Consider the following 17,565-nt stretch of genomic DNA (forward strand, 5'->3'; position numbering starts at 1 on the left):
CGAATAAATGTTCTGTTAAAAAAGGTATTAAAGCGAATCGTTATGGCGAAACAATCAGTAACTCAGGAAACCTTGGTGCTGCTCGAAGAACTAGAAACCCACCTTAAAGCTCAGAAGTTATGGGACGATAGCATGCCCGAACCTTCTCGCTTAATGAGTACTCAGCCATTTGCTAGTGATACGCTTGAATTTCATCAATGGGTTCAGTTTATCATGATCCCGAGTTTACGACAGTGTGTTGAGCAACAAAACCCGCTACCCAATAAGATAGCGGTAAGCCCAATGGCCGTAGAAATGTGGAAAGGAAGATTAAAGGAACATCGGCAAGTAATTTTGGTATTAAAAGCGATTGATGAATTACTGGATGGGCATCATGGCCGACATTGATTCTGCTAAAGCTAATATGAAAGATAGCAGCAAGGATAATGGTAATAATCAACGCGAAGGTAATATGCTGTGGGTAGCTCCTGCATTTAGTGAGGAACGCCCAGATGTTCCGATTATTTATCAAGATGAACACATAGTTGTGATTGATAAACCGGCGGGCTTATTGGTACACCGTACAGCGTTAGCTCGGGGCGAAAAATGGTTTGCTATGCAATTGCTGCGGGATAAAGTTGGCCAGCACGTGTTTCCAGTGCATCGCCTTGATCGGCCTACTTCTGGTTTATTGGCATTTGCGCTGAGTGCTGAAGTTGCGACCAAGATGAGTGAGCTATTTGCCAACCATCGGGTTCAGAAAATATACCATGCGGTAGTTCGTGGATACGTAAATGAATACGGCCGTATAGATTATCCACTCAAAGAAGAGTTGGATGCAATTGCCGATAAAATGGCGAATCAAGATAAAGATGCGCAAAGTGCCGTAACCGATTTTTTGTGTTTAGAGCAGATTGAGCTGCCATTTAAGGTAAGCACTAAGCATGAAACGAGCCGATATTCGCTGGTAAAACTGGCGCCAAAAACAGGTAGAAAACATCAGCTGCGGCGGCATATGGCCCATATTCGCCACCCAATAGTGGGCGATACGAATCATGGTGATGGCCGCCACAATAAGTTCTTTCGGGAACATTTCAACATTAAGAGATTACTTCTAGCGGCTACTAACCTTAGCTTTCCACATCCAGTTACCCAGCAGCCAATGCATTTTGAAGCACAGGTACCGAAAGAATTTTATGTGCCGTTTTTAGAAAGCACCGACGATAACGCTTAAAGGTCGGTGCTTTCTGCTCTTGGTTATTCTACGCCGCGTAATAGCTCGTTAATGCCAACTTTTGCGCGTGTTTTCGCATCTACTTTTTTCACAATAATAGCTGCGTAAAGTGAATGGGAACCATCTTTGGCAGGCAATGAGCCAGATACTACAACAGAGCCCGCGGGAATACGGCCATAGCTGATTTCACCGGTTTCACGGTCATAAATGCGGGTGCTTTGGCTGATATAAACGCCCATAGAAATTACTGAGCCTTCTTCAACAATTACGCCTTCTACAACCTCTGAACGCGCACCAATAAAGCAGTTATCTTCAATGATGGTTGGGTTTGCTTGCAAAGGTTCAAGCACGCCACCAATGCCAACTCCGCCCGATAAATGCACGTTTTTACCGATTTGTGCGCAAGAACCCACAGTTGCCCAAGTATCAACCATAGTGCCGCTATCAACATAGGCACCAATATTCACATACGAGGGCATCACTACAACGTTTTTGCCTACATAAGCACCACGGCGAACCATTGCCGGAGGAACGATACGCACGCCATCGGCAGCAAATTCGGCAGCCGTATAATCAGCATATTTGCTTGGTACTTTATCGTAGAATTTGGTTTCGCCACCATCCATGAGTTGGTTATCGTTTAAACGAAATGAGAGCAATACTGCTTTTTTAACCCATTCATTAACAACCCATTCACCATCGATTTTTTCCGCAACACGCAAGCTGCCGTTATCAAGGCCAGCTAATACGTGGTTTACGGCTTCACGCACATCTGCAGGGGTAGATGTAGGGCTAAAATCAGCTCGGTTTTCGAATGCGTTTTCAATCAGAGTTTGTAAATTGCTCATGGATATACCTTCTTAATTCAATTTATTCATCGGTTAGGGCGCTAATAATAGCGTTTTTTAATGCCTCGCGCTCACTTTCTGTCAGCGCTTCTTGGCTGTTCGACGCAACAATAAACAGATCTTCTGCTTGTTCACCAACCGTGGTTATTTTTGCTGCCATAAGGTTGATATCGAGCTGCTGGAAAACAGCCGCAAGGCGGGCGATTAGCCCAGGCCTATCAAGTGTTATTAATTCAAACGTAGTTCGCCGTGCATTTTTTAAGTTTATAAACTTAACCCGCGTGCGCACCTTAAAGTTGCGCAGCCGGCGTGATATAGAACGCTGGCTGCTAGGAACTGGCCGGCGCTTTCTTAGAACATCATGTAAATGCTGGTGAACTTCTTCTATGCGCTGAGCATCGGCAAGAGGTAAGCCATCTTGCTGCAGCACGATAAAAGTATCCATAACATAACCATCGCGGGTGTTAAGGATTTGCGCATCGTGAATGCTCAATTGCTCACTATCAAGAACAGCGGCTACCTTGGCGAATAAATGGCTTTCTTCATGATGATAGATAAACAGTTCAGTAGTGCCGTTATTGTTCTCATCGCCAATCAAAACAAGCGGCAATTGATGTTCCTGCACATGCATAATGTTTTGTGAATGCCACGCAATTTGTTCTGGGGTATGGCGGAAGAAGTAATCAGCTGTAAAACGGCCCCAAAGCTGATTAATTTGTTCAACTTCAAAGCCAGCACTTAACAAATAACCCATAGCAAGCTGCCGATTGTTTTGCACCCGTTCGCGAACATCAAAGGTTTTCTTATCGTGTTGCTGTAGTGATTCATAGGTGGCTCGATACAACTCTTCAAGCAAGGTAGCTTTCCAGTTATTCCAAAGGTTTGAGTTAGTAGCTCGAATATCGGCAACCGTTAAACAATATAGATAGTTAAGCCGTTGGATAGTGCCACACTCATTGGCAAATTTGCCGATTACTTCAGGATCGTAAATATCGCGCTTTTGCGCGGTTACCGACATTAATAAGTGCTTTTCTACCAGCCAAGCAATCAGCTCCGCGCCTTCTGCTGGCAGTTCATGCAGGGCCGCAAATTCGCGCGCATCAGCCGCACCGAGTTCGGAATGATCACCACCGCGCCCTTTGGCAATATCGTGGAAAATCCCCGCCAAGAATAACCATTCAGGCGCTTGCATGTTTTGCACAATTTCACTGGCTAGTGGGTAATGCTCAGATTCTTCAGGAAGTGTGAACTGGTACAAATTACATAGCAAACGGTAGGTGTGCTCATCTACGGTGTAGGCATGAAATAGATCGAATTGCATTTGCCCAACGATATGATCCCAAGCTGGCAAATAGCGAGCCATAATGCCGAATCGGTGCATGAGTTCGAAAGCCAGCCCAAAGCATCGTGGGTGCCGAATGATAGCCAAAAAACAGTTGCGGCAGGCGGTATCATTAATTAAAGGCTCTTTGAGCTCACGCCGGGCATTGCGCAATAGGCGAATTGTGTGCGAATGAACTCCTTCAACTTCAGGATTATCAGCGATAAGCCAGAAGAAACGCATGATGCATATAGGGTTGGTAAAAGCGGAATCACTACGGGCCATAATTTGGTTGCCGATTAGGGCGAAATCATCATCGAGAGGTTGTGGTTCAAGCAACTTCATGGGGCCTAAGATGGCTTGTTCAAAAAATTGAAGTAGCATGCGGTTGAGCTCGCCCACGCGTAACACAACTTTGAAATAATCCTTCATCATGTGCTCAACGGCCACTTTACTATTTTCATTATTGTAACCGAGCAGCTTAGCCACATCGGGTTGGTAATCGAAAAGTAGGCGATCTTCGGCTTTTTGAGCGGTTAGGTGCAGGGCAAAACGAATACGCCATAAAAAGCTAGTGCACTCTTTAAGCTCAACAAACTCATCGGCAGTGATGTAATTATATTCAACAAGGCTTTCATCGCTGCGAGCATGGAAATGTTGTTTCGCAATCCAACTAATGGTTTGAATATCGCGTAAGCCACCCGGTGATGATTTTATATTGGGTTCAAGATTATAGGCGGTTCCGTGATATTGCCGATGGCGGGCTATTTGTTCATTTTTTTTTGCTTGATAAAAAGCTCGGCTCGACCACGGAAAGTGAAAGTTAATTTGTTGCTCAAGTGCCTCGGTAAGCGATTCGCTTCCTGCAATCAAACGATGTTCAATAAGGCTAGTAGCTACGGTGATATCACTTTCGGCTTGTTGCATACACTCAGAAACAGTGCGAACTGAGTGCCCTACTTGTAAGCGTAGATCCCAAAGTAGGGTAATAAACTGGCTAATACGTTCTTGTTGCCGAGTAGGCAACGCACCTTCAACTAGAAATAATAAATCGATATCTGATTCCGGGTGCAATGCTCCGCGTCCATAGCCACCAACAGCTAGTAATGCATAGTTTTCAGAGGGGAATTTAAACTGTAACCAGAGTTGTTGTAGCAAAGTATCGAAAAAATCAGCGCGGTTGGCAACTAGGGTATCAATATCAGCGCTGATAAACTGGTTTGCCGACCATTCGTTATAGCATTGGACCTGCTGCCGCCAAGCGGAAACAGGTTCAATTTGTTCAGGCCAATTCGCTTGGTAAAGCATGTGTGGCGTGCACAGCATTAATGTTCAATAACTCGCGGAAGTTCTTCTTCACCCCGCAAGGTAAGTACTTCAACGCCGTTTTCGGTAACTAATAAAGTGTGTTCCCATTGTGCACTCAAGCTGCGATCTTTGGTTAACACTGTCCAGCCATCGGCCAAAATTTTCGTATTACGTTTGCCGGCATTAATCATCGGTTCGATGGTGAGGCACATGCCAGCCTGCAAAGTTTCGCCGGTTCCTGCTTTGCCGTAATGCAATACTTGTGGTTCTTCATGGAATTCATCACCGATACCGTGGCCACAGAATTCACGTACAATCGAATAGCCAAAACCCTCGCCATATTTTTGAATTTCAGCACCGATATCACCCAGGCGTACGCCGGGCTTAACCATTTTAATAGCGCGATACAATGCTTCTTGGGTTACGCCCACAAGGCGGTTGGCTAAAATAGAGCCTTCACCAACAATAAACATTTTACTGGTATCGCCGTGATAGCCATTTTTAAGAACAGTTACATCGATATTCACAATATCGCCATCTTTTAACGGCTTATCGTTTGGAATTCCGTGGCATACACAGTGGTTTACCGAAGTGCAAATTGATTTCGGAAAACCATGGTAATCGAGAGGAGCCGGATAAGCATCGTTAGCAACGATATAATCGTGGCAAATGGTATTGAGCTCATCGGTTGTTATCCCAGCTTTCACGTGCGGGGTTATCATCTCCAAAACGCTAGCGGCAAGCTTGCCAGCTACACGCATCTTCTCAATTTCTTCTGCGGTTTTGATTTTAATTGCCATGGTTTCTCACTAATTTTTTAATTTAAACGCAGTTTATCCGCGATTCATTAAGTTATCGTAAATTCTACCAGAATTAGTACCTATACAGAAGATGGATTTTGGTTGTTCAAAAGGTGGTTTTATGGTATAAAATGCGCCGCTCACTTGATAGTGGGTAAAGTGTGGGTGTAGCAATGCATGCGTATTTGCTGCAACCGCAATATTAAACTCTAAATTACACACACATATCGGCACATGGTGCGGGGTGCTTGGATTGCTTAAATGCAATGCGGGTCGCAACATGGGATATGTGGAGGCATAACCCCTTACAAAGGAAAATTATCATGGCAAACGTGTCAATGCGCGACATGCTTAAAGCAGGTGTTCACTTCGGTCACCAAACTCGTTACTGGAACCCTAAGATGAAGCCTTTCATCTTCGGCGCTCGTAACAAGATTCACATCATCAACTTAGAATCTACAGTGCCTATGTTCAACAAGGCATTAGATTTTCTTCAGCACACAGCTTCTAACGGCGGCAAAGTATTGTTCGTTGGTACTAAGCGTGCAGCTGCAGAGCAAATCAAAAACGCGGCTATCGCATCGAACCAATTCTATGTAAATCACCGCTGGTTGGGTGGCATGCTGACGAACTGGAAAACTGTGCGTCAATCGATCAAACGTTTGAAAGATTTGGAAGTTCAAAGCCAAGACGGTACTTTCGAGAAGCTAACCAAGAAAGAAGCGCTAATGAACACGCGCGAAATGGAAAAGCTTGAGAAGAGCCTTGGCGGTATTAAAAACATGGGCGGCTTGCCTGATGTTATCTTCGTGATCGATGCTGACCACGAACACATTGCAATCAAAGAAGCGAACAACTTAGGTATTCCAGTTGTAGCAGTTGTTGATACGAACTCTTCTCCAGATGGCGTTGATTACGTAATTCCAGGCAACGATGATGCGATGCGTGCTATTCAGTGTTACTTAGGTGCTGCGGCAACTACGATCAATGAAGGCCGCCAGAAAAATGGTGCAGAAATCACTGCAGCTGACGATTTCGTTGAAGCTGAAGAAGATAGCGCCGAGTAAGTTAAGAAAACGGCCTGAAAACAGGCCGTTTTGCAATAATTTCGTGGGAATAGTTTCGCGGGGCCCGGTATTAAGCCCGGGCCAGACATGAATCCTGAACACAGAGGATAGTATCATGGCAATTACAGCCGCAATGGTTAAAGAACTGCGCGAGCGTACTGGCGCAGGTATGATGGATTGTAAAAAAGCACTCGAAGAAGCGAATGGCGATATCGAGCTAGCGATTGAAAACATGCGTAAGAGTGGTCAGGCTAAAGCTGCGAAAAAAGCTGGCCGTATCGCTGCTGAAGGTGTGATTTTAGTAAAAACTGAAGGTAACGTAGGTACTTTAGTTGAATTGAATTGCGAAACTGATTTCGTTGCGCGTGATGTAAGTTTCTTAGCTATGGGTGAGCAGATCGTTAACGCTGCATTCGCTAACAAAGAAACTGACGTTGAAAATCTGAAAAACACTCAGATCGATGGCGGCACCGTTGAAGAAGTTCGTAGCACTTTAGTTGCTAAGATCGGCGAGAATATGAATTTGCGTCGGGTGATTACAGCAGAAGGCGGTGATGTTGCTGCTTCTTATGTTCACGGCGGCCGGATTGGTGTGTTGGTATTGTTAACTGGCGGTAGCGAAGATCTTGGTAAAGATGTAGCGATGCACGTTGCAGCAAGCAACCCACAATTTGTTAAGCCTGAAGATGTAGCGGAAGACGTGATTGCAAAAGAACGCGAAATTCAAATTGATATCGCTATGCAATCAGGTAAGCCAAAAGAAATCGCTGAGAAGATGGTTGAAGGCCGAATGAAGAAATTCACGGGCGAAATCAGCTTAACAGGTCAGCCTTTCGTAAAAGATCCTTCTAAAACTGTTGGCGAATTGCTGAAAGAAGCAGGCGCTGATGTACTTACTTTTGTTCGTTTTGAAGTAGGTGAAGGTATTGAGAAGAAAGCAGATGATTTTGCTGCTGAAGTACAAGCTCAGGTAGCAGCGGCGCAAAAAGGTTAATTAACCGTGGCTAAAATGCCTTTGCGAAGCAATACCTAATCATAACCGCGCTTTGCTGTTGCAGCAGGCGCGGTTTTTTTTAACCTGAAAACGGAAGCCAAAGATATGAGCACAAATCCGAAACCAAGCTATCGCCGTGTTTTATTAAAATTAAGCGGCGAAGCTCTAATGGGCGCCGAACCCTTTGGTATCGACCCAAAAGTTCTTGACCGTATGGCGCAAGAAATTAAGGAAATTCTCGAACTTGGTGTTCAGGTTGGCCTTGTGATTGGCGGCGGAAACTTATTTCGCGGCGAAGGTTTGGCTAAGGCAGGCATGAACCGGGTTGTAGGCGACCACATGGGTATGCTGGCAACCGTTATGAATGGTTTAGCCATGCGTGATGCATTGCATCGCACCTATATAAATGCGCGCTTAATGTCGGCAATAGAGTTAGCTGGCGTTTGTGATAGTTACAACTGGGCAGAAGCTATTAGTTTGTTAAAATCAGGCCGTGTTGTTATTTTCTCAGCCGGTACGGGTAATCCGTTTTTTACAACCGATTCTGCGGCATGTTTGCGCGGTATTGAAATTGAAGCTGAAGTAGTTCTAAAAGCCACTAAGGTAGATGGTGTATACTCTGCCGACCCGATGAAAAATCCAGAAGCTACAAAATATGATATTTTGGATTACCAAGATGTATTGAAAAATGAATTGAAAGTTATGGATTTAGCCGCATTCACTTTAGCGCGCGATCACAGCTTACCTATTCGAGTTTTCAATATGAATAAACCGGGTGCACTGAAAGCCGTGATTATGGGTGAAGATGAAGGTACACTAATCACTCATGTAAAAGATTCAAATAAATAATTAGGAAGAGGATCCCATAGTGATCAACGAGATAATTGCCGATGCGAAAGATCGCATGAGTAAGAGTGTGGACGCACTCGCAGCACAAATGTCGAAAATTCGTACAGGGCGTGCCCATCCAAGCTTACTTGATGGCGTGATGGTGCCTTACTATGGCAGCGATACGCCATTAAAACAGTTGGCGAACATTACCATTGAAGATTCTCGCACTCTTGCTATTACCGTGTTCGATAAAAGTAGCTCAGGTGCGGTAGAAAAAGCCATTCTAACCTCTGATTTGGGTTTAAACCCAGCTGGTGCCGGGAATGTGATTCGTGTTCCACTGCCTCCACTCACTGAAGAACGCCGCCGTGATTTAGTGAAAATTGTGCGTGCTGAAGCGGAGCAGGGCCGTGTTGCCGTACGTAACATTCGCCGCGATGCCAATAGTGATATCAAAGAACTTTTGAAAGAAAAAGAAATCACAGAAGATGATGATCGTAAGGCGCAGGATAACATTCAGAAGCTTACCGATGATTTCGTGAAGAAAGTTGATGAATTATTGGCCACTAAAGAAGCTGAGTTGATGGAAGTTTAAGCACTCGCCATCTGCCTCGTTGGAGGATAACGCCGTGTCGGATATACTCACGCGGCGTTTATTTTTTGTGGGATTAGAATGACAGGGAAAAATACAACTACAGAGTCGATTCGTTTACCACGGCACGTTGCCATCATTATGGACGGTAATGGCCGTTGGGCAACATCGCAAGGAAAGCGGCGAACATCTGGGCATCGAGCGGGTGCCGAATCTGTTCGTCGGGCGATTACTTTTGCACGTCGAAATGGTATTCAAGCGCTTACTTTGTTTGCTTTCAGCAGCGAGAACTGGGGCCGGCCAGCACGTGAAGTAAACGTGCTCATGGAATTATTTATGGGCGTGCTAAAACGTGAAGTAGCTGAACTTGCGGAACACAATATTCGTTTATCTATAGTGGGCGATAAATCAGCATTTAGTGCACGTTTACAGAAACAAATTGCTACAGCGGAAGAAAAAACGGCCCATTGTACGGGAATGATGTTGAATATAGCCGCTAACTACGGTGGCCGTTGGGATATAACGCAAGCTGCTAAAAAGGTAGCTGGCCGAGTTGCTGCTGGTGAACTAACCCCTGCGGATATTACTGAAGATGATATCGCTGAGGGTATGTGTTTAGCAGGGCAGGCAAGCCCTGATTTGCTCATTCGTACGGGTGGAGATATTCGGGTTAGTAATTTTTTATTATGGCAATTGGCGTATGCAGAACTTTATTTTACTGATGTACTCTGGCCTGATTTTGATGAAATGACGTTTGCTGCCGCGATCGATTGCTTTGTTCGACGCGAGCGGCGTTTTGGACTGACCAGCGCACAAATACAAGAACTAGCTGGAACAGGGAACCTGCAAGAGGGATAATCTTTGCTTAAACAACGAATTCTAACCGCAGCGGTGCTTATACCAATAGCACTAGCAGCCATATTTTTGCTGCCTTTACCTTTATTTGGATTAGCGGTTACTGCGGTACTTGCTTTGGCTGCTTGGGAATGGTCGCCACTAATGGGCGTTTGCAATGTTGCTGGGCGCCTAGCCTACACAGCACTCAACACTATTATTTTAGGTGTCTTATATTGGTTCACACCGATTAACGGTATTTGGTCGGCCGAGGGCATGGTTGATTGGCTCTATTATATTGTATTGGTTGGCGGTATATGGTGGCTATTGGCTATTGCGTTAGTTTTTAACTTTCCCCGCAGTAAGGCGCTATGGCAGCGAAGCCGCTTATTTGTAGGTGTTTTTGGTATTCTTATTTTAGTACCAGCTTGGGTGGCATTAATGAGCTTGCGTTCATTAAATTATGATAGCAACCCAATGTTTGGTGGCTGGACAGTGCTATTCGTATTTGTTCTTGTTTGGGCCGCTGATGTAGGCGCCTATTTTGCCGGTAAGCGTTTCGGCCGCCGCAAATTGATGCCGAACGTAAGCCCGGGTAAAACTATGGAAGGCTTTATTGGCGGTTTGTTTTTAGCAATATTGGTAATGTTCCTAGTTTCCCTAGTTCTCGAATTGCCTACAGAATTGATGTTGGGCTACTACATTGTTGGAGTTGCCACCGTTTTAGTATCGGTTTTCGGCGATTTAAACGAAAGTATGTTCAAGCGTTGTGCGGGTGTGAAAGATAGCGGATCGATTTTGCCAGGGCACGGTGGTATTTTGGATCGTATCGATTCATTAACTTCGGCGTTACCTATATTTTTGCTCGGATATCTTTGGTTGATTCATTAATGTCGTTGTTTAATGTTGAGCAAGCAAGAGTGAAAACTAAGCCTTCGGTGATCACCGTTTTAGGCGCTACCGGCTCTATTGGTTTAAATACACTGGATGTTATTGCTAGGCATCCCGATGATTTTGATCTGTTTGCAGTAACGGCACACAGCCGTGTAACGGAAATGCTCGCTATCTGTAAACGATTTACTCCGCGTTATGCGGTTATGGGCTCAGCAGATGCTGCAAGCTCGTTAAAACAGCGTTTACAAGAACTAAAATCCCCCACTGAAGTTTTGTTTGGCGAGGCGGCGCTTGTAGAAGTAAGCCAAGCTAGCGAAGTGGATACGGTAATGGCTGCTATTGTTGGGGCCGCAGGGTTGTTGCCCACGTTAGCTGCGGTAAAAACGGGTAAACGAGTATTGCTTGCGAATAAAGAAGCACTGGTGATGAGTGGCCAGTTGTTTATTGATGCTGTTCGGCAATCAAATGCGCAATTATTGCCTGTTGATAGCGAACACAATGCAATATTTCAAGCCCTGCCTGCAGCCGTTCAGCACAACTCCGTATCTGCAAACTTCGCTGAACATGGCATTAGTAAAATATTATTAACCGGCTCGGGCGGCCCATTCCGGGAAACGCCTTTAGATCAACTTGCCACGCAAACTCCAGAAGCGGCGTGTGCCCACCCTAATTGGGATATGGGGCAGAAAATCTCAGTAGATTCAGCCACGATGCTGAACAAAGGCTTAGAATATATTGAAGCGCGTTGGTTGTTTAACTGCCAGCGAGAACAAATAGAAGTTGTTTTACATCCGCAAAGCGTAATTCATTCAATGGTGCAATATGTTGATGGCTCAGTAATTGCCCAACTTGGTGAACCGGATATGCGTACGCCGATAGCCTATTGTTTGGGGTATCCTGAGCGCTTAGCTAGCGGAGTGAGAAATTTAGATTTTACTACCTTAGGTGCGCTTACTTTTGGGCAAGCTGAGGCGGCTCGTTACCCATGTTTACAACTTGCGATTGATGCTTGTTGGCAAGGGCAAGCGGCCACAACCACATTAAATGCAGCAAATGAAGTAGCGGTAGCGGCCTTTTTACAAGGGCGTATTCCGTTTGGTGGTATTGCTAAGCTATGTGAAAAAGTATTAACTTCGGCAGAGCTGCCAGCGATAACCAGTATTGATGCAGTGCTTGATTGCGATGCAAACGCACGTCGAGTAGCGCAAACGCTAATTGCGAGGGGGCAATAGTGGAACAGGTATTATGGTCGATTGGGGCATTTATCGTTGCCTTAGGCCTTGTGGTTACCTTTCACGAGTTTGGCCACTTTTGGGTAGCCCGCCGATGCGGCGTGAAAGTGCTTACGTTTTCGATTGGTTTTGGTAAACCGCTTTTGCGTTGGAAAGGAAAAGATGGCACTCAATACCAAATAGCTGCTGTTCCGTTAGGTGGTTATGTGCGCATGCTAGATCATGAAGTTGATGCGGTTAGTGATCATGAAGTTGCTGGCAGTTTTCGGGCTAAATCTGTAGGCCAGCGTTTTGCGGTAGTAGTTGCTGGGCCGATGGCGAACTTCATTTTCTCGATTGCCGCACTCTGGCTTATGTTAATGATTGGTATGCCAGCGTTAAAGCCAATTATTGGTGAGGTTGCCGAAGGCAGTATTGCAGAGCGTGCTGGCTTGGTTCGTGGCGCAGAAATTACGGCTATCGATAGCCGTAATGTTCAAGATTGGCAAGATGTAAACATGGCGCTTGTTCGCCGTATTGGTGATGCTGAAACAACCTTTAGAATTCGTGAACAGAATGGCGTTGAGCGCGATGTTCAGGTATCGTTACGGGATTGGAATTTTGATCCTGATAGCGAATCCACTCTAAACAGTTTAGGGATGGATGTTTTTCGCCCTGCGATTACCTCAACGATTGCCATGATTGCGGAAAATAGCCCAGCTAGCGCGGCTGATTTGCGTATTGGCGATAAAATTATTGGTATCGATGGAACTCAATCGCGTAATTGGGAACAAACAAGGGAGCTTATTGCGGCTAAGCCGAATACGCAGGGTTTGTTATTGATTGAGCGCGATGGCCAACAAGAACAAATTAATGTGCAATTTGGCGAGTTAGAAGGCCGCGGTTACCTCGGGATAGGAACATCTGAAGAACCTTATCCTGATGGCTACATATTTACCTTGCAGCATGGACCGGTGCAAGCATTCGCAGGAGGCGTTGAGCGAACTTGGCAACTTATGGGCTTAACCGTAGGTATGCTGAAAAAACTCGTTACTGGTGATATTGGGGTAAATAATCTCAGTGGGCCGGTAGGCATAGCGCAAGGGGCAGGAGCGCACGCCAGTTATGGTTTGGTATATTTTCTGAGCTTTTTAGCACTAATTAGTGTGAGTTTAGGCGTTTTGAATTTATTACCGATACCTATGCTTGATGGTGGGCATTTACTGTTTTATGCGATTGAATGGGTTCGTGGTAAACCTGTTTCTGAGCGAATTCAAGAACTTAGTTTTCGAGTGGGGCTGTTGGTTCTGGTAACTCTTCTAGCGGTTACGTTGTTTAATGATATTGGCAGGCTTATCTCGTAATGAAATTATCTAACAATAAGACGTGTTGCATGACATTGAAAAAGCTGTTTATTGGAGCTGTATTAGTAGGGACGGGGCTGAACGCACAAGCTTCTGATTCATTCATAGTTGATGACATTCAAGTTCGGGGTTTGCAAAGGGTAGCACTAGGTGCTGCATTAACCTATGTGCCTGTTCGTGTAGGTGATGAGGTTACGCCTGCGCGTATCCGGCAAATCATTCATGAACTCTATTCCTCATCACATTTCGATGATATTCAAGTGTTTCGGGAAGGTGATACAGTTTTAATACGTGTTACTGAACGTCCGACCATTAACGAAATTCGCTTTGAAGGAAATAAAGATCTTAAAGATGACCAGCTGCTTGATAGCTTGCAAACAAGTGGCATAGCGGTTGGTGAATCGTTAGATCGCACAGTTATTTCATCATTAGAAAAGAATCTTGAAGATTTCTATCACAGCGTTGGTAAATACAATGCCAGAGTTCGTGTGCAAATTGTGAACTTGCCACGTAACCGAGTGGAACTTCGTTTTGATTTCCAAGAAGGTCCTGCTGCGGAAATTGCGCAAATTAACGTGATTGGTAACGATTCGTTTGAACGTGACCAACTTTTAGATCTGATGGAATTACGCGATAAATTGCCGTGGTGGAACCTAATCGGTAAGCGCAACTATCAACAACAACAGTTGATGGGCGATATTGAAAATATCGAATCGTTTTATCGCAACCAAGGTTATTTGCGTTTTGAAGTAGATTCAGTGCAAGTTGCCATGACGCCTGAGCGTGAAGGGATCTATATCTCGCTGAACTTCCAAGAAGGTGAGCAATACAATATTGATGGTACAGAAGTTCTTTCTGAAATTCGTGATGATGAAGATTTCTTAACCCAATTCGTGCAAGCGCTTGATGGTCGCCGTTACAGCTTGCAAGAAATCACCAGTATTGAAGAAGCTTTAAAAAATTATTATGGCCGTTTAGGGTATGCCTACACTGAAGTGAATACGGTGCCGGAAATCAATGACGACAACAAAATGGTGAAACTCACCTTTGCTGTTAATCCAGGCCAGCGAGTTTATGTTCGCCGAATTGCGTTTGAAGGCAATGATGCAACCAAAGACGAAGTACTGCGCCGAGAAATGCGGCAAATGGAAGGTGCTTGGTTAAACGAATCACTTGTTGAAACGGGTAAAACTCGATTAGAGCGTTTAGGTTTCTTTGAGACGGTTGAATACGATACCGTTCGTGTTCCAGGCCAAGAAGACCAAGTTGATTTAGTGTTTCGAGTAAAAGAGCAGCCCTCAGGCAATATCGGTGCCGGTATTGGCTATGGTGATTACGCTGGCTTCAGCATGAACGCTTCGATAAGCCAAGAAAACTTCTTAGGCAGTGGTAACCGCGTGGCGTTTGTTGTGGATACCAACCGATACTCTAAAAACGTTCAGTTGCAGTTTGTGGATAACTATTTCACCGACGATGGTGTTAGCTTGGGTGGTTCAATTTACTACCAAGATTTCGATGCTGGCCGCGCTAATTTGCAGCAATATAACCAAACTTCATATGGTATTGCTACTGATATGGGCTTTCCGATCAACGAATACAATCGGATTAACTTGGGTTTTGGTTACAGCCGAAATGGCATTACTCAGTTGAACCCGTATGATCAGATACGCGCGTTTTATGATAAGTATCGTGATGAGAATGACAGCACCGCGGCATTGAACTTCAATAGTTATAACTTATCAGCTGCTTGGCAACGCGTAACCTTAAACCGAGGAATGTTCCCTACAGCGGGTTCAAGTAATCGTTTGAGCGGTAAAATAACAACACCAAACAGTGATTTACAGTACTTTAAAATTGATTACCGTTTCCGCCATTATCAGCCGTTAGACGATGATCATAACTGGGTGCTAATGACACGATTTAATGCCGGTTATGGTAACGGATATGGTAGTGATGGTGATTTGGATTATACTTTACCATTCTGGGAAAACTTTTATGGTGGCGGTAGCGATAACCTGCGTGGCTTTGAGCAGAACCGTGCTGGTCCGCGTGGTTTAATTCGCCGCCCGCAAACGATTCAAGGGCCGCCTGATGCAAACGGTAATCCAACGCAAATAACATTGGGCCCTGAGTTTGATCAAATTGAAGTAGCACGTTTTGCTTCTATTGGTGGTAACGCATCGCTTACCGGTGGTTTGGAATTGATAGTGCCAACACCTCTAGTGGGTGAAGAGAACAGAAATGCAGTTCGTACCAGTGTGTTTATTGATGTGGGTGCGATTTGGGATACTGAATTTAACTACAATGAATATCGAGATTTGACTATAGCTGGCGACGGAGTGCTGTGGGATTATAGCACCCCGCGGAACTATCAAGCCTCTTATGGTGTCTCCGTACAGTGGTTATCACCTATGGGTGTATTAACCTTTAGTTTCGGTATTCCAATTAAATCATTGGATACATCAGCAGAAGATAGATTCACCTTTAATATTGGTGCATCTTTCTAACAGCTGAATTGTATCGGTATGTGTTCTGGGCTTGCATTCATTGAGGCTCAGATATACCGTAGTACGATTGAAAGTTAGCAATACATAGTTTGGCATTTAAAAAGACAGTATTTAATAAATACAATTTAGTTGTTAAATAAATACTGAACACACTTTAATGAAAACGAGAGGAAAGAACTTTGAAAGCAGTAGCTATTACCTTTGCAGCCCTAATCGCTTTAGTTGCCACTATGGTGCCAGCGCAAGCGCAAGATTCATCACCTAAACTTGCCGTGATTGATGTTGCTCGCGTGTTTGCTGAAATGCCTGAGCGCGATGATATCTCTGATAAGTTGGAAGCTGAATTTGCTGAACCTATGGCACAGCTACAGCAGCTCGAGCAAGAGTTTGAAGCATTACGTGAACGTTTAGAGCGTGACGAAGCTATCATGACTGACGAAGAAAAAGTAGCAGCTCAGAATGAGTTGCGTCAGCGTGCTGCAGGCCTTCAACGTGGTGGTGAACAACTTAACCAATACATGCAGCAGCGCGAAAACGAAGAGCGCAACGTGCTTTTAGAGAAAATGTTTGTAGTGGTTGATGCGTATGCAGAAGAACAAGGTTTTGATCTAATCATGGATAAAGGCCGGATGTTATACAGCGCACCTGCTTTAGATATCTCTGATGCGATCATTGAGCGTCTGGTTCAATAAATATTGTGCGATAAGCATTGCGCAATAGCATTGCGCAATAGTAAATACACAAGGAAATGCAATGACGCTGAATGAGTTAGCAGCGAAGATTGGTGCAACGGTTCGTGGAAATGGCGAACTTTCTGTTACCGGTCTTGCCACACTCGCGAATGCCGGCCCATCCCAGGTCGGCTTTCTTGCGAATGAAAAGTACAAAATACATATAGCTAAAACTAAAGCTGTAGCGGTTATTATTCACCCCGATCATGACGATCCAACATTACTAGCCAATGCCTTAATTTCGGAAAATCCATATCTTTCGTATGCTTATGCTGCACAAGTATTTGATGATGCGCCAAAGGCTCCACCTGTTATCGATGATCGAGCAAGCGTAGCTGATTCGGCGCGGTTAGGTAACAACGTGAGTATTGGGCCCTTTGCAGTAGTTTCTGCCGGAGCAACGATTGGCGACAACGTTGTTATCGGTGCCAATTGCTTTGTTGGCGAAAAAGCACAAGTAGGTGCTGGCACGCGGCTATGGCAGGGCGTAACGCTATATCACAAGGTAGTGTTAGGGAAGCGCTGCACAGTGCATTCTGGTGCGGTTATTGGTGCTGATGGTTTTGGTTGGGCCAGTGAACGTGGAAAATGGGTTAAAATCCCCCAGCTTGGAAGCGTTGTGATTGGTAACGATGTAGAAATCGGTGCCAATACCACGATCGACCGAGGTGCACTCGACGACACGGTGATTAGTGATAATTGTATTATTGATAATTTGGTGATGGTTGCGCACAACGTACACATTGGTGAAGGTACTGCTATTGCAGGCCAAACAGGTATAGCCGGTAGTGCATCTATCGGGAAAAACTGTTTAATTGGTGGCCAAACTGGTATCAATGGCCATATTCAAATAGCCGATGGTGTGCAAATTCATGGTATGACGATGGTAACGAAGAGCCTTGAAAAAGGCGTTTACGCATCATCATTACCGGTAGTTGACCAATCAACTTGGGCAAAATCAGGGGCGCGTGTTCGCCAATTGCCAGAATTATTTCTCCGTGTCAGAGCAATAGAAAAAAAATTAGAAAACCCGAAAGGGTGAGCTGAGGA

General features: G+C 44.8%; 16 protein-coding genes. 13 read left to right on the forward strand and 3 right to left on the reverse strand.

Features of this window, described 5'->3' with window-relative positions; translation table 11 throughout:
- The first annotated feature begins 42 nt into the window (after positions 1 to 42).
- Both A28LD_RS03445 and truC read left to right on the forward strand, forming a co-directional pair.
- A complete protein-coding gene (locus tag A28LD_RS03445) occupies positions 43 to 387 on the forward strand; it encodes a YqcC family protein (RefSeq protein ID WP_040486958.1) in 345 nt (114 codons plus the stop codon).
- A gap of 64 nt (positions 388 to 451) precedes the next feature.
- Positions 452 to 1,213, forward strand: a complete 762-nt coding sequence (gene truC, locus A28LD_RS03450) for a tRNA pseudouridine(65) synthase TruC (protein WP_139043519.1) — start codon at positions 452 to 454, stop codon at positions 1,211 to 1,213.
- 23 nt (positions 1,214 to 1,236) lie between these two features.
- Here truC and dapD read toward each other — a convergent pair whose 3' ends face one another.
- Genes dapD through map form a run of 3 tightly spaced genes read right to left on the reverse strand, consistent with a single transcriptional unit; the run spans position 1,237 to position 5,490 of the window.
- Positions 1,237 to 2,061 carry a 2,3,4,5-tetrahydropyridine-2,6-dicarboxylate N-succinyltransferase gene (dapD, locus tag A28LD_RS03455; protein WP_007419676.1) on the reverse strand — a complete coding sequence of 275 codons (825 nt, stop codon included), beginning with the start codon at positions 2,059 to 2,061 and terminating at the stop codon, positions 1,237 to 1,239.
- Positions 2,062 to 2,083: 22 nt separating this feature from the next.
- On the reverse strand, positions 2,084 to 4,708 hold the full coding sequence (gene glnD / locus A28LD_RS03460; RefSeq protein ID WP_007419677.1) for a [protein-PII] uridylyltransferase: 2,625 nt from the start codon (positions 4,706 to 4,708) through the stop codon (positions 2,084 to 2,086).
- Positions 4,708 to 5,490, reverse strand: coding sequence for a type I methionyl aminopeptidase (gene map, locus A28LD_RS03465; protein WP_007419678.1), 783 nt, complete (start codon positions 5,488 to 5,490; stop codon positions 4,708 to 4,710). Before map ends, glnD begins: the two co-directional genes overlap by 1 nt.
- Positions 5,491 to 5,813: 323 nt before the next feature.
- Here map and rpsB point away from each other — a divergent pair, with 323 nt between their 5' ends.
- From rpsB to lpxD, 11 genes are all read left to right on the forward strand, one after another.
- Positions 5,814 to 6,557 carry a 30S ribosomal protein S2 gene (gene rpsB / locus A28LD_RS03470; RefSeq protein ID WP_007419679.1) on the forward strand — a complete coding sequence of 248 codons (744 nt, stop codon included), beginning with the start codon at positions 5,814 to 5,816 and terminating at the stop codon, positions 6,555 to 6,557.
- 115 nt (positions 6,558 to 6,672) lie between these two features.
- Complete coding sequence (gene tsf / locus A28LD_RS03475; protein ID WP_007419680.1) at positions 6,673 to 7,551, forward strand: translation elongation factor Ts; 879 nt, start codon at positions 6,673 to 6,675, stop codon at positions 7,549 to 7,551.
- A gap of 105 nt (positions 7,552 to 7,656) precedes the next feature.
- A complete protein-coding gene (gene pyrH / locus A28LD_RS03480) occupies positions 7,657 to 8,400 on the forward strand; it encodes a UMP kinase (protein WP_007419681.1) in 744 nt (247 codons plus the stop codon).
- Positions 8,401 to 8,419: 19 nt separating this feature from the next.
- Positions 8,420 to 8,977: a ribosome recycling factor gene (frr, locus tag A28LD_RS03485; protein ID WP_007419682.1), complete on the forward strand. Its 558-nt coding sequence runs from the start codon at positions 8,420 to 8,422 to the stop codon at positions 8,975 to 8,977.
- Positions 8,978 to 9,055: 78 nt separating this feature from the next.
- Complete coding sequence (uppS, locus tag A28LD_RS03490) at positions 9,056 to 9,832, forward strand: polyprenyl diphosphate synthase (protein ID WP_007419683.1); 777 nt, start codon at positions 9,056 to 9,058, stop codon at positions 9,830 to 9,832.
- Between the two features lie 3 nt (positions 9,833 to 9,835).
- Complete coding sequence (locus tag A28LD_RS03495; RefSeq protein WP_007419684.1) at positions 9,836 to 10,699, forward strand: phosphatidate cytidylyltransferase; 864 nt, start codon at positions 9,836 to 9,838, stop codon at positions 10,697 to 10,699.
- On the forward strand, positions 10,699 to 11,934 hold the full coding sequence (gene ispC, locus A28LD_RS03500) for a 1-deoxy-D-xylulose-5-phosphate reductoisomerase (protein ID WP_007419685.1): 1,236 nt from the start codon (positions 10,699 to 10,701) through the stop codon (positions 11,932 to 11,934). Before A28LD_RS03495 ends, ispC begins: the two co-directional genes overlap by 1 nt.
- Entirely contained in the window at positions 11,934 to 13,277 is a 1,344-nt protein-coding gene (gene rseP, locus A28LD_RS03505; protein ID WP_007419686.1) for a sigma E protease regulator RseP, read from the forward strand. The genes ispC and rseP overlap by 1 nt, the downstream gene beginning before the upstream one ends.
- A 29-nt stretch (positions 13,278 to 13,306) precedes the next feature.
- Positions 13,307 to 15,784, forward strand: coding sequence for an outer membrane protein assembly factor BamA (bamA, locus tag A28LD_RS03510; RefSeq protein WP_040486959.1), 2,478 nt, complete (start codon positions 13,307 to 13,309; stop codon positions 15,782 to 15,784).
- Positions 15,785 to 15,963: 179 nt separating this feature from the next.
- Positions 15,964 to 16,476, forward strand: a complete 513-nt coding sequence (locus A28LD_RS03515; protein ID WP_007419688.1) for an OmpH family outer membrane protein — start codon at positions 15,964 to 15,966, stop codon at positions 16,474 to 16,476.
- A 61-nt stretch (positions 16,477 to 16,537) separates the two neighbouring features.
- Positions 16,538 to 17,557, forward strand: a complete 1,020-nt coding sequence (lpxD, locus tag A28LD_RS03520; RefSeq protein WP_007419689.1) for a UDP-3-O-(3-hydroxymyristoyl)glucosamine N-acyltransferase — start codon at positions 16,538 to 16,540, stop codon at positions 17,555 to 17,557.
- Positions 17,558 to 17,565: the final 8 nt, after the last annotated feature.

Origin of the sequence: Idiomarina sp. A28L, assembly GCF_000218785.1 — a bacterium.
Lineage (GTDB): Bacteria > Pseudomonadota > Gammaproteobacteria > Enterobacterales > Alteromonadaceae > Aliidiomarina.